The organism is Thalassococcus sp. S3 (assembly GCF_004216475.1).
In the GTDB taxonomy this organism is placed as follows: Bacteria; Pseudomonadota; Alphaproteobacteria; order Rhodobacterales; family Rhodobacteraceae.
The window spans coordinates 1,120,344-1,141,526 of record NZ_CP022303.1 but is presented as its reverse complement, the minus strand read 5'-3'; the positions used below and the strand labels follow the sequence as shown (position 1 = coordinate 1,141,526).

Sequence of the window (21,183 nt, the reverse complement as noted above, 5' to 3'; positions counted from 1 at the left end):
GGCAGTCTCGGCTCAGAAAGGATCGGGGGAAATAGGTCGATCCTACCATAGAACGATCGCGTGATCAGGTCGGGCAATCCTTACGGCGAAATGTCAGATAGTGCGGTCGACGCCCTTCCCGCAAAGCTTTTTGCTCATAGCGTGTCGACAGCCAATCGTCCCAGGGTTCGCGCCAATCGGCAGGCCGCTGCGCCAGCCACTCAAAGCCTGCCCTTGGAACTTCCTCGAGCGTTTGGCGGACATAGTCGGGAATATCGGTGGCGACACGGAAATGCGCGTCGGTTTGCATGACCCGTGCGAGAGGGTCGAGGTGTTCCGGGGTCACGAAACGACGCCGGTGATGGCGCGTCTTTGGCCAGGGATCAGGGTAGAGCAGGAACGCGCGCGAGATCGAGCCAGCAGGCAGAACGTCCATCAGGTCGCGGGCATCTCCGGGATAGACGGCCAGGTTCGTGACGCCCGCGCGGCGGATCTTACCCAAGAGCATCGCCACGCCGTTTATATACGGCTCGGCGCCGATGATCCCGACATCCGGGTTCGATTTTGCCTGATACACAAGGTGTTCGCCACCGCCAAAGCCAATCTCCAGCCAAACCGGTCGGTCGCCGAAACTGGCCTTGAGGTCGAGAGGCGTACGCGATGGGTTTGCGGTCCAGTCCACAGGCCCGGGAGACAAGGCCTCTAGGTCCTCGGCGAGATAGGTCTTTTGGCTCTGCTTCAGGGCCTTTCCCTTGAAACGGCCGTAGAAATTGCGTGGCGGGCGAACTGGATCGGTCATGGCAGGCGGTTTAGCTTCTGGTGGCAGGCAGGGCAATGCAGGTCCGCGCGACCTTAAGTGCTCGGTGCGCTTCCATCCTTGCGTGTCAGGCTTCCGTCGGGATGCAAGACAAGATCAAGGTCGCTGTAGTGGCAGCGATCCGCGTCATCGCGTGATCCCACAACGAGAAAGGAGGCCGCATCCGAAGACCGGTTTTGCAGACAATGACCATTTTCCACGCCAGCCGGAAAGACAGCGATTTCACCCACACCCATTTCGACCGCCCCGTCTTCCTCGACCAGCACCAATGTACCGGACAGAACGACGACGATCTCATCTGTGCGGTCATGCCAATGCCGGTGCGAAGAGGATGCACCTGGCATGAGCGTTTCGACATTCGCGCCAAGATGCGCAAGCCCCATGGCGCCACTGATCGCTCGACCCAGATAGGCCCCGAGGTCCCCGCCATAGGCCGCAGCGGCATCAGCGCCCTGAAATGTCGGCAACTGCGTCAGATCGACTTTCGGCATAGCGGATCCTACTCCGCCGTCAGCACGCCAGCCGCCCTCAAAACGGGGCGATAGGGGTACCACATCGTGCTGGTGGGCTCTTTTATCGTCTCGATGGCAAAGGCTGGATCAACGCCCTGACGGATCATGTAGGTCAACTCGTTATAGATTTCGTCCTGAGTGTCCTTGTAAACCCACGAGGTGAAATCGAACGGCGTTTCCCATCCCCTGTCGGCACGTTTGTCTTCGTAAAAGCCCTCGATGCTGTCGGCGGTCCAGAATGTCTGGTGAAATCCGATTTTCGAACCGCGCGACATCGTCCGCTTCTTGCCTGCCAGAAAGACAAGCGTGCACGAGCTTTCGCAAATGCCATGCACATGCGTATCGAGTTCGAAGTCGATGACCGTATTGGTCATGTCGAAGGCGGAGTAATAGCGGCCTCCGCCCGAATTGAGCTCCAGGGTACGGATGCCGGGATTGGCCCGAAGCAGGTCAAGCAGAATGTCCGGATCGTCAAGTTCGATGCCGCGCTCCTGCTCTTCACCGGGATTTTCAGTGTCGTAGATCAGCCTGTCGCCAACAACGCGAAACTTGCCGCTCTCCTCCTCGGCGAAAGCGGCGCCGGCCAAAAACGAGACGGCGATTATTACGCGCAGCATTCCGATACTCCTAGTCCGGACAAGCGTCGAAGCGCCCGTCCCGCAGGACTATACGGCCTCTTTCAGCGCGTCGGCCAGATCCGTTTTTTCCCAGGAAAATCCGCCATCGGGATCAGGCTCGCGACCGAAATGCCCATAAGCTGCGGTTCGTTGATAGATGGGCTTGTTCAATTGCAGATGCTCACGGATGCCGCGCGGCGTAAGATCCATGACCTGGTCGACGGCTTTTTCGATCTGATCCGGCTTCACCGACCCCGTCCCGTGCGTTTCGGCATAGATCGAAAGAGGTTTGGACACCCCGATGGCATAGCTGAGCTGGATCGTGCACTTGTCGGCAAGGCCAGCCGCGACCACGTTCTTGGCCAGATAGCGCGCGGCATAGGCCGCCGAACGGTCGACCTTGGTGGGATCCTTGCCCGAAAAGGCCCCGCCGCCATGCGGCGCGGCGCCGCCATAGGTATCGACGATAATCTTGCGGCCCGTCAGACCCGCATCTCCATCCGGCCCACCGATCACGAATTTGCCCGTGGGGTTCACGTGCCATTCGGTCTTACCATTCACCCAACCGTCCGGCAGCACATCATGGATATAGGGAGAGACAATCTCGCGGATGTGCTCGGACGTCAGATCGGGGTCGATATGTTGGGTCGACAAAACGATTGAACTGACGCCAACCGGCTTTCCATCCTTGTAAACGATCGAAAGCTGGCTCTTTGCATCAGGCCCCAGCGCCGGTTCGCTTCCATCCTTCCGCACCTCGGCCAGGCGCCGCAGGATCGCATGTGCGTATTGGATCGGTGCCGGCATGAGCGCGGGCGTTTCGTTGGTGGCAAAGCCGAACATGATGCCCTGATCGCCTGCCCCTTCGTCCTTGTTGCCCGACGCGTTCACACCTTGCGCGATATGCGCGGATTGTTCGTGCAGAAGGTTCGTGATTTCACATGTCTGATGGTGAAACTTGTCCTGCTCGTAGCCGATGTCCTTAATGCAGGCGCGCGCGATCTCGTCAATGCGCCCCATGTAGTCATGCAGCCTGTCCTGATCGCTGAGGCCCACCTCTCCCCCGATGACGACACGGTTCGTGGTGGCAAATGTCTCGGCGGCGACACGGGCCTCGGGCTCTTCGGCCAGAAAGGCATCCAGCACCGCGTCAGAGATGCGGTCGCAGACTTTATCGGGATGCCCTTCGGACACCGATTCGGAGGTGAAGACGTAGTTCTGACGAGACATGAGAGCGCTCCATTAGAATGACATCTGCCACGCCAGGAAGCCGTTGTGGCAGGGTTTCAAAACCGGTTACGCCGCTGGTAAGGCAGGGTCAATTGCTATTTTGAAATCACACCGTGCGGCGAAGGCCCACAAGCGCAACCCCGAAGATGAGCAAGATGCCAAACGCTGCCCAATCTCCCGTGCGCGCATAGAGCGTCGGCTGGCCTGCCTGCGGGAGCGTTGCGTCGAGATAGCCAGCTTCGTTCAACGGAAGGCTGTCCAGAACGCGACCGAATGGATCGATCATGGCCGAAACACCCGTATTGGCGACCCGGATCATCGGCAGGCCCTGCTCGATCGAGCGCATGCGGGCCTGCGCGAGATGCTGGTAAGGCCCGGAAAAAGCGCCGAACCAGGCGTCGTTGGTGATTTGCATAAGGAAATCGGGCCGGTCTCCGGGGGCATGCATATCCTGGGGGAAAACCGCCTCATAGCAGATCAGGGCAAGACCGCGTCCGACCCCGCCGAAATCAAGCGTGCGCGGTCCGGGACCGGCGCTGAAGCCGTGTCCGTCATTGGCCGCAAGACCGTATATGCCGAAACGCGCCGCCAGGTTGCCAAGCGGCATATACTCTCCGAACGGAACAAGATGGTGCTTGTCATAGGTTTGCACGATCCGTCCCCCGGCCCCGAGAACGACCATGGAATTGTAAAACCGCGCGTCCTCGCGGCGCTGGATGCCAACGACGACAGGTGTTTCGCCTGCCGCTTCGGCAATCACCTGCAGCGCATAATCCGCAGAACCCAGAAAGGTCGGAACAGAGGTTTCCGGCCAGACGATCAGATCGGGATGGGGCATGACTGACGTATAGCTGATCTGCCGGTCAAAAAACGTCTGCATATGCGCCGGGTCCCATTTCTGGTGCTGCGGCGCGTTGGGCTGAACCAGGCGCACCGTCTGACCGGTTGTCGGCGCGGCCGGAAGCTGGGCCAAGGCCAGCGCCGCAAGTGCGGGAAGCAGGCTGACCGGCAACAGCAGCGCCAAAAGCCGGGCCCGGCTTGTTGCGAAAGCCGGTAAAACGCACAGGATCAGCGTCAGCAGGGTCAGCCCATGCGGACCGATCCACGCCAGGCTGAGATCGAAGCCTTGCCCAATCCAGATCTGCGACGGTGCCGCCCAGGGAAACCCGGAGAAAACATAGGCGCGACCAAACTCTGCGACGGACAAGAAAAATACCAAAGTCCAGGCACGAAAGGACGGTCGGTTGTTCAGCCGCCACGCCAGATAACCGGCAACGGCCCAGAAGAGCGCAAGCCCGCCCGCCAGCAGAACCAGCGCAAATGGCGCCATCCATCCATAGCGGGGCGCATCCACCAGAAAGGGTTCGACAATCCAGGAAAGCGCATGGGAGAAATAGCCCGTTGCAAAAGCCCAGGCCGTCCACCCAGCAGTCCGGGCGGAGGGCGCCGCGCGATGCAACACGAAAAGCAAAATGAACGACAAAAGTGCCAGCGGCCAGGCCCCGTAAGGCGCAAGCCCAAAAGCACCGATGACACCTGCCAGCGCAGCGACCAGGCTGATCCGGCGCGGAGAGACGCGATTGAGGATCCGGTCCAGCACACCCAGGGGTTCGGATGCCAGACCGGGCGCCTGGGTCATACGGCGAGATCCGGCAGCCGGACCCGCATCCGCTTGATGCGGCGGGGATCGGCGTCGATCACCTCGAATTCGGGCCCGTCGGGATGCGGCACGACCTCTCCCCTTGCGGGAACCCGACCCGAAAGCATGAAGACAAGACCGCCCAGCGTATCGATCTCTTCCTCGTCGACTTCGTCATGAGCAGTGAGCGAGCGGCCGATCTCTGCCTCGAATTCCGCAAGCGGGGTCTTGGCCTGCGCCACATAGCATCCCGGCTTTTCCTTGACCCATGTCTGATCTTCGTCGGTGTCGTGTTCATCCTCGATCTCGCCGACCACTTGTTCAACCAGGTCCTCGATCGTGAGAAGCCCGTCGACGCCACCGTATTCGTCAATCACGAGGGCCATATGCCGGCGTTCGGTCTGCATCTTGGTCAGTAGAACGCCAATGGGCATCGAAGGCGGAACGAACAGCAGCGGGCGCACCATGCGCGCCAGATCAAAGTCCGCTCCCTTGCCGTTGAAGCCGTGGCTCAGCGCGAAGTCTTTCAGATGCGCAAAACCTATCGGCGTATCAAGCGTATTCTCGTAGACCGGCAAGCGCGTAAAACCACTTTCCCGGAAAACGCCGACCAGTTCATTTTTGGTGATGGATGCTGGCACCGCTGTGATTTCTGCCTTTGGGATCGCCACGTCCTCTACACGGAGGACCCGCAGGTTCATCATCCCATGGGTACGGGGGGCCGCCGATGCTGCCACCTCCTGATCTTCGCCCTGTTCTGGTTCAGGGACACGTCTTCCCCCAAAAATGCGGGAGAAGAAGCCAACCGATGCCGTGTCGTTCTTTTCGTCGGAATGCGCGCTATGCGCTGCGCTAGAACTTCCGTCTGTGTCGCCCATTGATCCTGTCCAAAATGGGGCTCATGCCCCGGTAGATCCGTAATATGGGCTATCGAGGCCCAGTTTGCCAAGTATTTGAACCTCAAGCCCCTCCATCAGAGTGGCGTCAGGGTCACGAATGTGATCATAGCCCAAAAGGTGTAAAACTCCGTGAACAATCAGATGTGTGGCATGATCGGCAAGCGGTTTGCCAGCGGCCTCGGCCTCTCGCAGGCACGTCTCGTAGGCAATTGCGATATCGCCCAGCGGGATATCGCCGATCGGGTCGGCTTGCGGTGTCGTCGGTTTCTCACCTGCGACCTCTGCTGACAGGTCCGTTTCAGGCCAGCTCAGAACGTTCGTTGCGGAGGGTTTGGCGCGGAATTCCGCATTCAGCGCAGCGATACGGGTATCGTCACATCCCAGCACGCTGATCTCGCACCGCGCTGCATCAAGGCCAAGATGCCGAAGCGTGGCCGAACCTGCACGGTTGGCAAGGCCATCCAGATCGGCCTCTTCCCAGCGCTGGTCTTCAAGGATGACCTCAATACTCATCGTGTCTGATCAACCGGAAAGATTGGCGGAACCATCGGTTCGCTCTGAAAAGAAGGCGCGCGCTTGCAAAGATGCGGGATCGCTATTTCGACGGATCATCTGCCTCATATGCTTCGATAATCGCCGCAACCAACGGGTGCCGTACCACATCCTTTGAGGTGAAATAGTTGAAGCTGATCTTGGGAATGCTCTTGAGCAAGCGTTCCGCATCGGCCAGCCCTGATGGCACCCCTCGCGGCAGGTCGATCTGGCTGCGGTCACCCGTGATCACCATGCGCGACCCCTCACCCAGGCGGGTCAGGAACATCTTCATCTGCATCGTCGTCGCATTCTGCGCTTCGTCCAGAACCACGAAGGCATTGGCCAACGTCCGACCGCGCATAAAGGCCAGCGGCGCAATCTCGATGCGCTTTTCCTCGATCAGCTTGGCGAGTTGTTTTCCCGGCAGAAAGTCATTCAGCGCATCGTAAAGCGGCTGCATGTAGGGATCGACCTTGTCCTTCATGTCCCCCGGCAAAAAGCCAAGCCGCTCTCCAGCCTCGACCGCTGGTCGGCTGAGAATGATGCGGTCGACATGCCCACCGATGAACATGCTGACCCCAACGGCGACCGCCAGATAGGTCTTGCCCGTCCCCGCCGGACCGATGCCGAAGGCAAGCTCATTTTCAAAGAGGTTCTGAACATAGGCCCTTTGCGCGTCCGTGCGCGGCTCGACCAGTTTCTTGCGGGTCTTTATCTCGACCTTGCCGCCCTTGAACATCTCAAGCTGGTCACCCGCACGGGCACCGGTTCCGGTTTCGGATCCACCCATGCGCAATTCCCGGTCGATGTCGCCGGCGGTCACCTCTCGTCCGCTCTCAAGCCGAACATAAAGCGCATTCAGCACCTCGGCGGCCCGTGTGCGCGCGGCCTCTTCCCCAATGATGGCCAACTGGTTTCCCCGACGCGGGATCTGCACGCCAAGCTGACGCTCTATTTCAGCAAGGTTGCGGTCATATTCGCCACAAAGATCGATGAGAAGACGATTGTCAGGGAATTCAAGCAGCACCTCGGCGGGAGCGTCAGTACCGGTTTCAGGTGTCAGGGCACTAATGGCCAAACGTGTCTCCTTGCAGGTCGTCTTGTGACATGGTGCCAAGATCACAGGTCCCGTGCAAGGACCCCTACGCGAAATTCATACAAAAGAAACAAAAACGACCGCCTGCAGAATGCGGCGGCCGTTCTTTGCGCAAAAGCGCCATATGATCAGATCGGATCCGGGAAGCTGGACCCACGCTTGAACGGCCCCGTCGCCACATTGGGCGGCGCAACACCGGAACACACGGGCTTGCCGTATTTGTCCAGCCGCTGAGAGAGATATCCCTCGACCCCATCGTCGATGATCCAGTGATCGCACCCGTTGGGATCCACCCAGATGCCGGCCTTGAGCTGGCTCAGATCCTTCGAATCGAACCCGCGGTCGACCGTTTTGTCGACCTTCTCTCCAAGACAGCCCGACAAGGCGCCGACGACCGCGAGAAGAACAGTGAACTTAGCAAATTTCATGATACGCGCCCTCAGCGGATACAAATGATTTCGACACGGCGGTTCTTGGCCATGCCGGCAGCCGAATTGTTCGATGCGGCAGGCAGACGTTCCCCGTATCCGCGGACATCGGCGATCCGTGCCCCACTGGCCGCCGCGACGCGGGCCACCGCGTTCGCGCGGTTGAACGACAGGCGCATGTTATAGGCATCGGACGCCCGGCTGTCGGTATGTCCCGTGATGATGAAGGCCGTAGCCGACGCGCTTTGGAAGAACTGCCGCAGGCGCTGCTGGCCATGAGAGCTGATTCTGTAGCTGTCAGTGGCGAAGAACTGATCGGTGTTCATCACACCGCACACATTGCCCCGGCGGCAGACCGGAATGCCCTGACGGTTCACGTGGGGCGTCATGTAGCCTTCGACCCCATCATCCATAACCCAATGTTCGCAACCGTCGGGATCAACCCAGATGGTGGGCACGTATCGCGACCCCACGATCGTGCGCTGATGCGACTCCGCCGACACCTCCTGCGCGGTTGACAGCACACCGGTTGCTGCGATGGCGACGGCAGCAATGCTCGCCAAAACACGCTTTATTCTGAAATCAAACACCGCTGATATCCCTTCACAATGTTCCCCCGAACGCGGCGCCTTTGTGACTGTAATGGTGGGCGCCCTGCAAGTTCATGAAATATAGACTAAAAAAATTGTTCGGGCATGTGAAGGAAAAATCACCAGATATTGTGTCTTATTTGGCGACAATACTTAAATGCTGAAGTGATCTGTTCAGATATCGGCGCAAGACGCTGATTTCGGAGCAAAATCATTTAACGCAGCAGATCATAAGATCTTGCCGGAAAGCGAATTCGAACCGGCTTCGACAATCTCTACTGCGGCAATATCGCCGGCGCGGATCCCGGGATGTGTGACATGGACCGCGTGCAGATACTCGGATTTCCCGACCATTTGACCATCCAGGCGCCCTGCTTTTTCAAAAAGCACGTTGACCACACGTCCAACCATGGATTGCTGAATTTCGGTTTGCTGCGCCGTGATCAGGTGCTGAAGACGCTGAAGCCGTTCATCCGCAACATCCGCCGGAACCGCTTGCCGCTCCGCAGCGGGTGTGCCGGGACGCGGGGAATATTTGAAGGAATAGGCATAGCCGTATTTCACGGCCTCGATCAGATCGAGTGTGGCCTGAAAATCCTCTTCGGTTTCCTCTGGAAATCCCACAATGAAATCGCCCGACATCAAGATGTCGGGCCGGGCCGCGCGAATACGCTCGATCAGTCGAAGATAGCTCTCGGCGGTGTGACTGCGGTTCATGCGTTTCAAGATGCGATCTGATCCGGATTGCACCGGCAAATGCAGATAGGGCATCAGTTTTTTGCACTCTCCGTGCGCGGCAATAAGATCGTCGCTCATGTCGTTGGGATGCGAAGTGGTAAAGCGGATCCGCTCAAGCCCGTCGATCTTGTCGAGGTCCCAGATCAGCTTGGCCAGGCTGTAATCGCCGCCATCCGGACCGGCACCGTGATAGGCATTCACATTCTGCCCCAGAAGCGTGATCTCTTTCACGCCGCGTTCGACGAGGTCGCGGGCTTCGTCCAGGATTCGCGCGACGGGCCGGCTGACCTCCGCTCCGCGGGTATAGGGAACGACGCAGAAGGCGCAGAACTTGTCGCAGCCTTCCTGAACTGTCAGAAAGGCTGTCGGACCGCGCTGCGCCTTGGGCCGGGCCTTGAGATGTTCAAACTTGTCCTCTTCGGGAAAATCAGTGTCCAAGGCGCGGGCGCCGCTCCGGGCCTTGGCCTCCATCTCGGGCAGGCGATGATAGGATTGCGGACCGACCACAAGATCGACCATCGGTTGACGCCGCACGATTTCTTCGCCTTCCGCCTGCGCGACGCAGCCGGCCACACCGATTTTCAGATCGGGATTTGCCTCTTTCAGCCCCTTGAACCGCCCCAACTCGGAATAGACTTTCTCGGCCGCCTTTTCACGAATGTGGCAGGTGTTGAGAAGGATCATATCCGCATCGTCCGGCGTCGCGGTTTCGACATATCCCTGCGCACCCAGCGTTTCAGCCATGCGCTCGCTGTCATAGACGTTCATCTGGCAGCCATATGTCTTGATATAAAGCTTTTTGGGCGCGGCCATGAGCAGGGTTCCGGTGTTGGGGATTGGAAGGCCAGATAGTGCATGCCGTGCCCGCTTGCAATGCACTCTGAATTAACCGACCTTGCGGTACGGTCGCGAACGGCAGACGGCAGCGGGATATGGCCCACCAATCTTTGGACATGTTTTTAACGCGCTCAAAGGGCGTGCTGGCAAAAGGACCCATCGCCATCCTTTTGGTGGAGGATGATGTCGAGGTGTGGTCGACGATCGAACATCATCTGTCGCTGGGGTTCGAAACAATCGTCGTTGTGATGCCCGAGGAATTCGGGCTGCCCGACGATCTTGCCGCGCAGGTTCACCGCATCACCTACCACCCCTCTACGATGGAAAAGACGCAGGAGGTCATAGACAAGCTGACCCGCGCCGCCCCCGATCAGTGGATCTATTACTGCTATAACGCGGAATACCTGTTCTACCCGTTCTGCGAGACACGCAAAGTGTCGGAAATGCTGGCCTTCCACGAACAGGAGCGGCGGGACGGCATGCTGACTTATGTCGTAGATCTTTACGCCCAGGACCTGTCGCATTGCCATAACGCGGTGTCGGTGGATCATGCCCATCTCGACCGGACGGGCTATTACGCCCTCGCCCGCCCTGACCCTGTGACGACCTACCCCAAGGAACGGCAGCTTGATTTCTTCGGCGGTCTGAAATGGCGCTTTGAAGAGCATATCCCGGAAAAAAGCCGCAAGATCGACCGGATTTCACTCTTCAAGGCCAAGCCCGGATTGCAGCTTCGGGACGATTACACGTTCAACGACGAGGAATATAACACCTATGCCTGCCCCTGGCACAACAACCTGACCGCCGCGATCTGCTCTTTTCGCACTGCAAAGGCGCTGAAAAACAATCCCGGCTCTTCAGCCGAGATCAAAACGTTCAGATGGCACAATTCGGCCCCGTTCGAATGGCAATCGCGTCAATTGATGGATCTGGGCCTTATGGAGCCGGGCCAGTGGTTTTGATGGCCTGTGCCCCACGGGTCGGCACCCTTCGCAATGTCATTCCAAACTTCTCGTCCGCGGAAAAACCAAGCCTTTCGTAAAATCCGCGTGCCCCGGCAGTCTGGCCGGTCAGCAGCATGATCTTATAGGCATCCTGCGCCCAGGCGGATCGGATGGCGGCCTCCATCACTCTCCGCCCCAAACCGCGCATTTGAAAGCGCTGTGCCGTGACCACGTTTTCGATCAGGGCATAGGGCCGCCCGCCATAGGTCAGATTGGGCAAGACATGCAGGGTGACCATCGCCCCGACCGATCCCTCGACCTCTGCCCCCAACAATTCGGTGCCGGGGTGAGCGATCAGCGCTTCCAGTCCTGAGACGTTCTGGAGAACGGGCGTTGCCGGGGCCAGTTCGGCATAGAGATTCAAGATGTTGGCATGATCCTGGATCGTCAGCCGGCGCACGGTCACTTGGGTCAAGCCCGCTTCAGAAGCGGAAACCAATCCTCACGCAGTCTTTGGCCCGCCCTCATATCATGTCCCGGAAACGGCGGCGACGTGCGACCCGGCCGCTCAACATAACGCGCGTCGTCCCCGACAAGGCGCAGCGAAAAAGCGCGCCGCCGCGCCGTGCTCGTATTTCCGCGCGCGCCATGCAGTGTGCGGAAGTGAAACGCCACCGCATCGCCCGGTTCCATTTCGAATTCGACAATGCGCATATTCTCGGCTTCGGGATCCGGAACCGCCATATAGTCGCCTTTGTCGAAAAAAGCCTGCTCCGACACCCAGCGCGTGGGCAAAACATCCTTTTCCCAAAGATGGGAGCCCGCAACGCAGCGCAGCGTCGCATCGCGGACGGAATCAAGCGGGCACCAAAAGCTGACCGTCTGACGCCCTTCGACAAAGTAGTAAGGGCCGTCCTGATGCCACGGGGTCGCCATGGAGGTTCCAGGCTCCTTCACCAGAACATGATCATGGAACATCTGCACCGTGTCGGATCCCATCAGGCATGCCGCAGCTTCGGCAACCGGTGCCGCGTGAATGGCATGCTCGAACTCGGCAATACGCGTCCAGTTGCAATAGTCATCAAAAAAGAGACCGGTTTCGCCAGACTTTTCGTTGTTCGATGCATAAGGGCCAGGGGCAGCCATATTGGCGTCGACACCGCGCCGCAAGGTCTCGACCTGGTCACGAAAAAGACCGCGCAAAAGCACAACCCCGTCCCGCTGGAACGCAGCGACCTGCGCCTCCGTCACGATCATGTCAGGTGGTTTTGCGCAACCGGATCACAACATCGACCGACGCGATCTCCGCCCCTTCCGGCGCTTTGGGGAGTTGTGTGATGACCAGTTCTTCCGATGGTGCATCGGTCAGACGCGCCTCGTCTTCCCAAAAGAAATGCGGGTGATCATGCGTGTTCGTGTCGAAATAGCTCTTTGAGCCATCCACGGTCACTTCCTGAAGAAGGCCCGCGTCGCAAAACGCACGCAGGGTGTTGTAGACCGTGGCAAGCGACACGGCGGCACCTTTCGACTTTGCCGCGTCGAACAGGCTTTCGGCGGTCACGTGTCGATGTTGCCCATCACCCACGAGCAATTCCGCCAACGCCATGCGCTGGCGTGTCGGCCGTAAACCGGCTCCGGAAAGCCAATCGGTCGCGAATTTCGTGGCTTGCGGCGTCATAGACGGCCCCTCACTGCAGCTTTTCTCTAGATATATCTAGATATATAGGGCGGAGGGGGGGCGAATTTCAAATGAAAATCAGATGCAACTGGCCCGACAAGGTGCGGCAAACCCGACCGAAGTTTGACCTGCGCGCCCTTGCAGGACGCGCAATGCGGGTGCTAGAGGAAGCCAATTGTGATGACAGGCGCCGAGCAGGAGACACGCCAGAATGGCCGACTACCCGAGTTATTTTGACAAAGAAGATCTGCTCAAGTGCGCGCGGGGGGAGCTTTTCGGGCCCGGAAATGCACAACTCCCCGAACCCCCGATGCTGATGATGGACCGGATCACCGAAATCAGCGCGGATGGCGGGGCACATGGCAAGGGTCATGTCGTTGCCGAGTTCGATATCGTGCCTGATCTTTGGTTCTTCAAATGTCACTTTCCGGGCAACCCGATCATGCCGGGCTGTCTGGGGCTTGATGGCCTGTGGCAACTCACCGGTTTCAACCTGGGCTGGCGCGGCTGGCAGGGGCTGGGGATGGCCCTGGGCGTGGGCGAGGTGAAGCTGAGCGGCATGGTCACGCCAAGCCGCAAGATGATCCGCTACTTCGTGGATTTCACCCGAGTGATCGACCGGCGTCTGAAAATGGGCGTGGCCGACGGACGGGTTGAGGCCGATGGGGAAGAGATTTATGTGGTCAAGGGTATGAAAGTCGGACTGTCCACCAGTTCCGAAGCCTAAGCCATAAGGAGGCCGCAGATGCGCCGCGTCGTCGTTACAGGGCTGGGCATCGTCTCGTCCATCGGGAACAACACCGAAGAGGTGACCGCCTCGCTGAAAGCAGGGCGTTCGGGCATCGAAGCGAGCCCTGAAATGTCAGAACATGGCTTTCGCAGTCAGGTCGCCGGCACGCTCAAGATCGACCCCGCCGAACATATCGACAAGCGCACATTGCGGTTCATGGGACCGGGTGCCGCTTACGCGCATATCGCGATGAGCCAGGCCATCGCGGATGCGGGGCTTGAAGACAGTGACGTGGTGAACCCCCGGACGGGCCTGGTTGCAGGCTCGGGCGGGCCCAGCACATCGTCGATGCTGGTGGCACACCAAACCGTTCTGAAAAACGGCGCACCCAAGCGGATCGGGCCCTTTGCCGTACCGAAATGCATGTCTTCCACCATCAGCGCGAACCTGTCGACCGCGTTCAAGATCAAGGGCATCAACTATTCGATCACCTCGGCCTGTTCCACGTCCCTGCATTGCATCGGCAACGCCGCCGAGCAGATCATGCTGGGCAAGCAGGATGTGATGTTCGCCGGCGGCGGGGAAGAGTTGGACTGGACATTGTCCTGCCTCTTTGACGCGATGGGGGCCATGTCGTCCAAATACAATGACACGCCGGAGCGGGCCTCGCGCGCCTTCGATGAAAATCGCGACGGCTTCGTCATTTCGGGCGGCGGCGGGATCGTGGTACTGGAAGAGCTGGAACACGCCAAGGCGCGTGGCGCAAAGATCTACGCCGAAGTGACGGGATATGCCGCCACCAGCGACGGACATGACATGGTCGCACCGTCCGGTGAAGGGGGCGAGCGTGCGATGCGACTGGCCCTCGCAACACTGCCCGAAGACCGCAAGGTCAGCTATATCAACGCGCACGGCACCTCGACACCTGTCGGCGATGTCGGCGAAGTGGAAGCGGTGCGCCGCATATTTGAGGGCGTCGACCAACCGCCGGTCTCATCTACCAAGTCGATGACCGGCCATGCGCAAGGTGCTGCGGGCGCGCTGGAGGCAATCTTCAGCCTCCTGATGCTCGACAACGACTTCATCACACGCTCGATCAATGTCGAAACGCTGGACCCCGGTCTGAAACCGGGTGAAATTGCCCTGGATCTGGTGGAACATGCGGGGCTGGACAGCGTGATGACCAACTCCTTCGGGTTTGGTGGCACAAACGGGTCGATGATCCTTTCGAAATATCACGGGTAAGCCTTTGCTATGTCTGACATCTTGAAAGGAAAACGCGGCCTGGTCATGGGCGTCGCCAACGACCGGTCGATCGCGTGGGGGATTGCAAAGGCATTGCACGAGGCTGGTGCAGAGCTGGCCTTTACCTATCAGGGCGAAGCCTTTGGCAAAAGGCTGCAACCCCTGGCCTCCTCCGTCGGATCCGATTTCATGGTGGATGTCGACGTGACCGACGACGCCTCACTTGACGCGGCCTTCTCGGCGCTGTCGGGCCGTTGGCCCAGCATAGATTTTCTGGTTCATGCCATCGCCTTTTCCGACAAATCCGAGCTGACAGGCCGCTTCCTCAATACCTCGCGCGCGAACTTCAAGAATTCCATGGACATCAGCGCCTATTCCTTCATCGAAGTGGCGCGGAGAGCCTATCCGCTTATGTCCGATGAGGGGGGCACGCTTTTGACGCTGACCTATCAGGGCTCGAACCGGGTCGTGCCCAATTATAACGTCATGGGCGTTGCCAAGGCCGCGCTGGAGGCCGCGACGCGGTATCTGGCGAACGACCTCGGCCCCGACGGGATCCGCGTCAACGCGATCAGCCCGGGACCGATGAAAACCCTTGCCGGGGCCGCGATCGGGGGCGCACGCAAGACTTACAAGCACACCGACCAGAACGCACCGCTGCGCGCAAACGCGACCCTCGACGCCGTGGGCGGAACTGCTGTTTACCTTGTGTCAGACGCAGGTGCGTGCACCACGGGTGAGATCATCCGGGTGGACGGCGGGTTTCACGTCCTCGGCATGCCCCAACAGGAAAACCTTTAGGTTTCAAACATCCCCTGCCCCGCGCCGGCCACGGCGGCATTTGGACCGATGGTGGTTCAGGAGCCCGACAATTGCGGCTGAAGCATGGGATGCGACCGGCCGGAAGTGAGGGAATCGCCTTTCGCGCGCCTCTGGGCAGATCCATCGTCGTCTATTCGGCCGGTCAGGGCGCCTCTCAATAGGCGGAACGCACCCCCTTCCCCGATGCCTTTGCCTGTGTCAGGTTGCGCGCAAAGAGGACGCGTATCCATGACGATCACAACCTGTATCTTCGACGCTTATGGTACGCTCTTCGATGTATCCGCCGCAGCGCGACAGGCCGCCGAGGAGCCTGGCCGCGACGCGTTGAAAGCCCGGTGGGCAGACCTGTCTCAGCATTGGCGCGCGAAGCAGTTGCAATATACCTGGCTCCGAGCGGTGACCGGCGATCACACCGATTTCTGGCAGGTGACGCAAGACGGTCTCGATTGGGCGCTTGAGGCAACATCACTGGACGGGGATGACGACCTGCGCCAGCGCCTGCTTGATCTTTACTGGGAGCTTGAGGCCTACCCCGAGGTTCCCAAGATGCTGGACACGCTTAAATCCGCAGGCTTCAAGACGGGAATCCTCTCGAACGGCGCCCCGGAGATGTTGGCAGGCGCCGTGCAATCGGCGGGCATCGACGATGTGCTGGATCACGTGCTCTCCGTGGAAAGCGTGGGCATCTTCAAGCCTCACGCACGGGTCTACGATCTTGTGAGGGATGCTTTCGGGGTCGAAAAACCTTCTGTCCTTTTTGTTTCGTCCAACGGCTGGGATGCGGGCTGCGCGGCAGCCTATGGGTTCAGGACAGCATGGGTCAACCGGAGCGATGAGCCGATAGACCGCCTTCCGGGGCGCCCAGACCATGTTCTGACAGATCTGACGACCATACCGGATCTGGCGCAAAGCTGATGCCCTACTTTTCTGCACCCGACGGGCTGTCACTGCACTACACCGATGAGGGCACGGGGCTGCCGCTGATTTGCCTGTCCGGATTGACCAGGGATGGGCGCGATTTCAACTATCTCGCGCCCCATCTCACCGGCTGCCGCATTATTCGTCTGGACTACCGTGGGCGGGGCGCCTCGGAATGGGCGGATTGGCAGACCTACACGATCCCGGTGGAAGCCGCGGATGTGGTCGCACTGATGGATCATCTGGACGTGGCCCGCGCCGCCATCCTGGGGACGTCGCGTGGCGGATTGATCGCGATGACCCTGGCCGCCATCGCACCCGACCGCGTGATCGGGGCTGCGCTGAACGACGTTGGCCCGGTGATCGAACGGGACGCGGTCGATCAGATCATCGCCTATATCGGGCGGCGCCCGAGCTGGCGCTCTCACGAAGAGGCAGCCGACGGGCTGGCCGCCGCCCTTCCAACCTTTGAGAACGTGCCCCACACGCGATGGCTAAACGAAGCGCGACTGCATTTCGTCGAGACGGAGGATGGCCTCGACCTGACCTACGACCCGCGGCTGCGCGATGCGATCCTGGCCGCAGACACCGACGAGGTTCCGGATCTCTGGCCCTTCATGGACGCTCTTGCCCAACGCCCGCTCTGCGTGCTGCGCGGGGCCAATTCGCAGCTTTTGTCTGCAGCGACGTTCGGGGCGATGCAGGTCCGATATGACAAGATGATCGCCGCCGAAATCCCGGGGCGCGGACATGTACCCTTTCTGGATGAGTCCCAATCGCTTCGCGCGCTCCATACCTGGTTGGACAGATTGCAATGAATATCGACATGATCGACGCCGCCGCCGCGCGCCTTGAGGGGCATGCCCGCCGCACGCCGCTTTTGAATTCGCCCTTTCTGGACGAGATGGCCGGGCGCCGGGTGTGGGTCAAACCCGAATGCCTCCAGCACACAGGCAGCTTCAAATATCGCGGGGCCTGGTCCGCCCTGTCCGCGCTGGACCCGGAGGTTCGGGCGCGCGGTGTGATCGCGTTCTCCAGCGGCAATCACGCGCAAGGCGTGGCATTGGCGGCGGCACAACAAGGTACAACGGCCGTGATCGTCATGCCATCGGATGCGCCACGACTAAAAATCGACAACACCAAAGCCCTGGGCGCGGAAGTGGTGCTTTACGACCGCGCGACTGAGGACCGGAACAAGATCGGCGCGAGCATCGCCGAGGACCGTGGCCTCACACTCATCAAACCGTTCGACGAACCGCAGGTTATCGCAGGCCAGGGCAGCGTGGGCCTTGAGATCGCAACACAGGCCAGTGAAGCCGGTGTGACGCAGGCTGACGTGCTGATCTGTTGCGGCGGCGGCGGGCTGACATCGGGCATCGCGCTGGCGCTGGAGGCGCGCGCGCCCGGCCTGCGACCGCGCCCGGTTGAGCCCGAAGGCTTTGACGATGTCACCCGCTCTCTCGCCTCGGGCAGGATCGAACGAAACACACAGAGCGGCGGAAATCTCTGCGATGCGATCCTGACGGAACAGCCCGGAGAGATCACGTTCTCGATCATGCACCGTCTCTGCGGACCGGGCCTGGTTGTCAGCGAGGAGGACGCCCAGCGCGCCATGAGCCTTGCGTTCCAGCGGCTCAAGCTTGTCGCTGAACCTGGTGGGGCCGTGGCGCTGGCCGCCGCCCTCTTCCACGCGGACGCGGTCGAGGGGGAGGACGTCATCGTCACCATCTCGGGCGGGAACGTGGATGCCGAAGTCTTTGTCAACGCTCTCACACGGTTTCCCGCATGACCCTGTTCACCATTGCCAGCTTCAACGTAAAAAACCTGATCGGTGCGGATCAGGAATACTATCGCTTCCAGTCCTACACGCCCGAGGAATATGCCTGGAAAGAGGATTGGCTGGCCGATCAGCTTCTGACGATGGACGCCGATATCGTCGGCTTTCAGGAGATCTTTGAGGCTCAGGCGCTCAGCGATGTGATCACCGAGGCCGACCGTCGTGGCGCGCTGGCCAATGCCGATGCCGTGCCCTCCCGCGACAAACGCTATCACCGGCGCGCGATTTTCGACCGGATCCGCTTTGACGGCTATGCGGATGCAGAACTGGCCTTTGCGCCCAATACCTCCGACGGTGGACCCGGCAAGCGACGTCCTGGCTTGGCGCTCCTCTCTCGTCCCGGATTTGCCGAACCGCCGGAAGTCATCCAGGACCTGCCCGAGCCGCTGACGATCCCCTTTGCCGATGGTGCCGGTGATTTCCGGCTCACCCGCCTCTCCCGCCCGATCCTCAAGGCCCGGGTGCCGATCGGCGGAAGGGTCGTGACCGTGTTTAACTGCCATCTGAAGTCAAAGCTGGGCGAGTACCTGCGCCCCGATGGCGCGACCTTTGCACCCGAGGCGGATCTGACCAACTATGATCCGACCGGACGGGCCTTGGGATCCCTGCGTGCCGCACTGCGCCGGATGGCAGAGGCGTGGGTGCTGCGCGACGCCATCGTGGCTGAGCTGCAATCCGGCCATCCGGTGATCGCCTTGGGTGACTTTAACGACGGCGAGCATGCTGTCAGCAGCGAGATCATCAGCGGGGAAGTCCCGTTCAAGAACTATGCCTGGATGCTGCGCCACGACGCCGAAAGCCCGCGCGATCGCTATACCGACGCAGAAAACACACAGATCACCGAAGATATCGAAAGGGTCCGCCTGCATTCCGCTGAAAAGCTGTTTGCCCGCAAATCCCTGCGTGACATGGTCTATACGACCGCCTTTGGCGGCGTTTACGAGAGCATCGACCAGATCTATCTCTCCCGCGATTTCCTGGCCGATTTTCCCGGCCATATCGGCGAGATGGAGTATTTCAGTACCTTCAACGACCACCTCACCGATGGCAGCCATCCCGAAGCGCCTTACAACAAACTGGCCTCCGATCATGGTCAGATCATGGCACATATCCGTCTCAAGCGGCCTTGATTGCAATTCCGACGCGTCTGGCACATCCGATCTGCAAGCGTGCTTTACCTTACCGCCCCGGCCCGCTTAGATGCGCGCAAAGGGGAGGATAGAATGAAGATCGCCGATTTCGGAGAGGTCCAACTGCATTGCCGGATCGACGGCGACCCGCATGGCGCGCCGCTTGTCTTCGCCAATTCGCTTGGCACCGACATGCGGCTCTGGGATCCGATCCTGCCCTTGCTGCCCTCCGGTCTGAAGATCATCCGCTACGACAAGCGCGGGCATGGTCTGTCCTCCCTGCCCCGCGCGCCCTATTCCATGGGATCGCTGGTGCGGGACGCGGAACAACTGCTCGACCTGCTAGAAGTAAAGGACTGCGTATTCGTGGGCCTGTCCATCGGCGGCATGATCGCCCAGGGCTTGGCGGCCAAGCGGCTCGATCTGATCCGGGCGATGGTTCTGTCGAATACCGGCGCCAAGATCGGCCATCGAGAGCTCTGGGACGAGCGGATCGCAGGTGTCAAAGCGGGTGGAATCGAAAGCCTTGCCGATGCGGTGATGGAACGTTGGTTCAGCGCCGATTTCCGCGCCAAACCCGAACTGGGCCTCTGGCGGAATATGCTGACGCGGCAAGAGGATGAGGGCTATATCGGATGCTCCGCCGCGATCTCCGGTACGGATTTCTACACCCCAACTAGCGCTCTGCGCCTGCCGACGCTGGGCATTGCCGGGGACGAGGATGGCTCGACCCCGCCCGATCTGGTGCGGGAGACGGTGGACCTGATCCCCGGCTCGCAATTCCACGTCATCCGCCGCGCCGGTCATCTCCCCTGTGTCGAAAAGCCCGAAGAATATGCCGACGTGCTCATCCGGTTTCTGAAAGAGGTTGGCCATGTCTGAGCGTCACGCCAAAGGCATGGAGGTGCGCCGCCGCGTGCTGGGCGACGCGCATGTAGATCGCGCAGAAGCCGCGAAAACGCCGCTCGACCAGCCGTTTCAAGACCTGATCACCGAGAGCGCCTGGGGCAATGTCTGGGCCTCTGACGCGATCAGCCCGCGGGAACGATCAATGCTGACGCTGGCCTTGCTGGCCGCGATGGGCAATTTCGACGAGATCCCGATGCATGTCCGCGCCACCAGAAACACCGGAGCCAGCCCGCGCGATATTATGGAGGCGTTCCAGCACGTTGCCATCTATGCCGGCGTGCCGCGCGCCAACCACGCCATCAAGCTGGCCAAGGCGACGCTGGCCGAGATGGAGGACAAGCCGTGACCTTGCTGCCCCGCAACCGCGCCGCGCATCCGGTCCCTTACGCGCCCGGCTACAAATCCAGCGTGCCGCGCAGTCCACGTCTGCCGCTCCTGTCGCTGCCCACCAGAGCGACGGAGGAAACGGGGCCGGTCTTTGGCCACGATCTGCTGGGAGAGCACGACAACAACCTGATCCTCAATTTCACCGGAACGCCCGCCATCGGCGAACGGGTGATCCTGCATGGCCGGGTGATGGACCAGTTCGGGCGCCCGGTGCCGGGGGCGCTGATAGAGATCTGGCAAGCCAATGCAGGCGGACGCTATCGCCATAAGAAAGATGGCTATCTTGCGCCGCTGGATGACAATTTTGGCGGGTGCGGTCGCACGATCACCGACGAGGCCGGCGCCTACGAATTCCTGACCATTCGCCCTGGCGCCTATCCCTGGCCCAACGGCGTGAACGACTGGCGCCCGGCCCATGTGCATTTCTCGCTTTTCGGGCCGAGCTTTGGTCAGCGTCTGATCACACAGATGTATTTCGAAGGCGACCCGCTCATCGCGCGCTGCCCGATCGTGGCTACGATCCCTGATCCTCAGGCGGTGGACCGTCTGGTGGCCCCGCTGGACATGACCCGCGCCCTGCCGATGGATTGTCTTGCCTATCGCTTCGACATCGTGCTGCGCGGGCAACGGCAGACGATGTTCGAAAACCGGCCAGAAGGGTTCTGAG

25 protein-coding genes and 1 riboswitch are annotated in these 21,183 nt (G+C 60.3%); of the genes, 11 read left to right on the top strand and 14 right to left on the bottom strand.

All coding sequences use genetic code 11. From position 1 onward, the window contains the following. Positions 1-64: 64 nt before the first annotated feature. From CFI11_RS05815 to miaB, 11 genes are all read right to left on the bottom strand, one after another. Complete coding sequence (locus tag CFI11_RS05815; RefSeq protein WP_130403969.1) at positions 65-778, bottom strand: tRNA (guanosine(46)-N(7))-methyltransferase TrmB; 714 nt, start codon at positions 776-778, stop codon at positions 65-67. 53 nt (positions 779-831) lie between these two features. After that, the gene (locus CFI11_RS05810; RefSeq protein ID WP_130403967.1) at positions 832-1,287 is read right to left on the bottom strand and encodes a cupin domain-containing protein; all 456 of its coding nucleotides are present in this window, start codon (positions 1,285-1,287) and stop codon (positions 832-834) included. Positions 1,288-1,295: 8 nt separating this feature from the next. After that, entirely contained in the window at positions 1,296-1,925 is a 630-nt protein-coding gene (locus tag CFI11_RS05805; protein ID WP_130403965.1) for a hypothetical protein, read from the bottom strand. Positions 1,926-1,973: 48 nt separating this feature from the next. Further along, on the bottom strand, positions 1,974-3,155 hold the full coding sequence (metK, locus tag CFI11_RS05800; RefSeq protein ID WP_130403963.1) for a methionine adenosyltransferase: 1,182 nt from the start codon (positions 3,153-3,155) through the stop codon (positions 1,974-1,976). A 5-nt stretch (positions 3,156-3,160) separates the two neighbouring features. Next, positions 3,161-3,210: riboswitch (SAM-SAH riboswitch) on the bottom strand. Positions 3,211-3,261: 51 nt separating this feature from the next. Continuing rightward, positions 3,262-4,794 carry an apolipoprotein N-acyltransferase gene (gene lnt, locus CFI11_RS05795; protein WP_130403961.1) on the bottom strand — a complete coding sequence of 511 codons (1,533 nt, stop codon included), beginning with the start codon at positions 4,792-4,794 and terminating at the stop codon, positions 3,262-3,264. Beyond that, entirely contained in the window at positions 4,791-5,672 is an 882-nt protein-coding gene (locus tag CFI11_RS05790) for a hemolysin family protein (RefSeq protein ID WP_130403959.1), read from the bottom strand. Before CFI11_RS05790 ends, lnt begins: the two co-directional genes overlap by 4 nt. A gap of 21 nt (positions 5,673-5,693) precedes the next feature. Next, entirely contained in the window at positions 5,694-6,206 is a 513-nt protein-coding gene (ybeY, locus tag CFI11_RS05785; protein ID WP_130403957.1) for an rRNA maturation RNase YbeY, read from the bottom strand. A gap of 82 nt (positions 6,207-6,288) precedes the next feature. Continuing rightward, a complete protein-coding gene (locus CFI11_RS05780) occupies positions 6,289-7,305 on the bottom strand; it encodes a PhoH family protein (protein ID WP_130403955.1) in 1,017 nt (338 codons plus the stop codon). Positions 7,306-7,451: 146 nt separating this feature from the next. Next, complete coding sequence (locus CFI11_RS05775) at positions 7,452-7,751, bottom strand: hypothetical protein (protein ID WP_130403953.1); 300 nt, start codon at positions 7,749-7,751, stop codon at positions 7,452-7,454. 11 nt (positions 7,752-7,762) lie between these two features. Continuing rightward, on the bottom strand, positions 7,763-8,341 hold the full coding sequence (locus CFI11_RS05770; protein ID WP_254449028.1) for an OmpA family protein: 579 nt from the start codon (positions 8,339-8,341) through the stop codon (positions 7,763-7,765). Between the two features lie 228 nt (positions 8,342-8,569). Then, positions 8,570-9,892 (bottom strand): tRNA (N6-isopentenyl adenosine(37)-C2)-methylthiotransferase MiaB, encoded by a 1,323-nt coding sequence (miaB, locus tag CFI11_RS05765; RefSeq protein WP_130403951.1) that lies wholly within the window; start codon positions 9,890-9,892, stop codon positions 8,570-8,572. A gap of 119 nt (positions 9,893-10,011) precedes the next feature. Between miaB and CFI11_RS05760 the strand changes: the two genes are divergently transcribed. Continuing rightward, positions 10,012-10,878: a glycosyltransferase family 2 protein gene (locus CFI11_RS05760; protein WP_130403949.1), complete on the top strand. Its 867-nt coding sequence runs from the start codon at positions 10,012-10,014 to the stop codon at positions 10,876-10,878. On the opposite strand, the gene CFI11_RS05755 is transcribed toward CFI11_RS05760, so the two are convergent. From CFI11_RS05755 to irrA, 3 genes are read right to left on the bottom strand one after another with little or no spacing between them, the layout of a single operon-like run. Continuing rightward, a complete protein-coding gene (locus tag CFI11_RS05755; RefSeq protein WP_254449086.1) occupies positions 10,853-11,326 on the bottom strand; it encodes a GNAT family N-acetyltransferase in 474 nt (157 codons plus the stop codon). The genes CFI11_RS05760 and CFI11_RS05755 overlap by 26 nt on opposite strands. A 5-nt stretch (positions 11,327-11,331) precedes the next feature. Further along, entirely contained in the window at positions 11,332-12,117 is a 786-nt protein-coding gene (locus CFI11_RS05750; RefSeq protein ID WP_130403945.1) for a phytanoyl-CoA dioxygenase family protein, read from the bottom strand. A 1-nt stretch (position 12,118) separates the two neighbouring features. Further along, positions 12,119-12,538: an iron response transcriptional regulator IrrA gene (gene irrA / locus CFI11_RS05745; RefSeq protein ID WP_130403943.1), complete on the bottom strand. Its 420-nt coding sequence runs from the start codon at positions 12,536-12,538 to the stop codon at positions 12,119-12,121. A 211-nt stretch (positions 12,539-12,749) separates the two neighbouring features. On the opposite strand from irrA, the gene fabA reads away from it, so the two are divergent. From fabA to pcaH, 10 genes are all read left to right on the top strand, one after another. Then, on the top strand, positions 12,750-13,265 hold the full coding sequence (gene fabA, locus CFI11_RS05740; protein ID WP_130403941.1) for a bifunctional 3-hydroxydecanoyl-ACP dehydratase/trans-2-decenoyl-ACP isomerase: 516 nt from the start codon (positions 12,750-12,752) through the stop codon (positions 13,263-13,265). An 18-nt stretch (positions 13,266-13,283) separates the two neighbouring features. Then, positions 13,284-14,513, top strand: a complete 1,230-nt coding sequence (fabB, locus tag CFI11_RS05735; RefSeq protein WP_130403939.1) for a beta-ketoacyl-ACP synthase I — start codon at positions 13,284-13,286, stop codon at positions 14,511-14,513. Positions 14,514-14,522: 9 nt separating this feature from the next. After that, on the top strand, positions 14,523-15,314 hold the full coding sequence (locus CFI11_RS05730; RefSeq protein ID WP_130403937.1) for an enoyl-ACP reductase: 792 nt from the start codon (positions 14,523-14,525) through the stop codon (positions 15,312-15,314). 249 nt (positions 15,315-15,563) lie between these two features. After that, the gene (locus CFI11_RS05725) at positions 15,564-16,250 is read left to right on the top strand and encodes a haloacid dehalogenase type II (RefSeq protein ID WP_130403935.1); all 687 of its coding nucleotides are present in this window, start codon (positions 15,564-15,566) and stop codon (positions 16,248-16,250) included. Continuing rightward, the gene (locus CFI11_RS05720; protein ID WP_130403933.1) at positions 16,250-17,071 is read left to right on the top strand and encodes an alpha/beta fold hydrolase; all 822 of its coding nucleotides are present in this window, start codon (positions 16,250-16,252) and stop codon (positions 17,069-17,071) included. The genes CFI11_RS05725 and CFI11_RS05720 overlap by 1 nt, the downstream gene beginning before the upstream one ends. Then, the gene (locus CFI11_RS05715; protein ID WP_130403931.1) at positions 17,068-18,042 is read left to right on the top strand and encodes a threonine/serine dehydratase; all 975 of its coding nucleotides are present in this window, start codon (positions 17,068-17,070) and stop codon (positions 18,040-18,042) included. Before CFI11_RS05720 ends, CFI11_RS05715 begins: the two co-directional genes overlap by 4 nt. Next, entirely contained in the window at positions 18,039-19,220 is a 1,182-nt protein-coding gene (locus CFI11_RS05710; protein WP_130403929.1) for an endonuclease/exonuclease/phosphatase family protein, read from the top strand. Before CFI11_RS05715 ends, CFI11_RS05710 begins: the two co-directional genes overlap by 4 nt. Before the next feature lie 93 nt (positions 19,221-19,313). Continuing rightward, positions 19,314-20,102: a 3-oxoadipate enol-lactonase gene (gene pcaD / locus CFI11_RS05705; RefSeq protein WP_130403927.1), complete on the top strand. Its 789-nt coding sequence runs from the start codon at positions 19,314-19,316 to the stop codon at positions 20,100-20,102. Further along, positions 20,095-20,475 (top strand): 4-carboxymuconolactone decarboxylase, encoded by a 381-nt coding sequence (gene pcaC / locus CFI11_RS05700; protein ID WP_130403925.1) that lies wholly within the window; start codon positions 20,095-20,097, stop codon positions 20,473-20,475. The genes pcaD and pcaC overlap by 8 nt, the downstream gene beginning before the upstream one ends. Beyond that, positions 20,472-21,182, top strand: coding sequence for a protocatechuate 3,4-dioxygenase subunit beta (gene pcaH, locus CFI11_RS05695; protein WP_130403923.1), 711 nt, complete (start codon positions 20,472-20,474; stop codon positions 21,180-21,182). The genes pcaC and pcaH overlap by 4 nt, the downstream gene beginning before the upstream one ends. Position 21,183 lies beyond the last annotated feature (1 nt).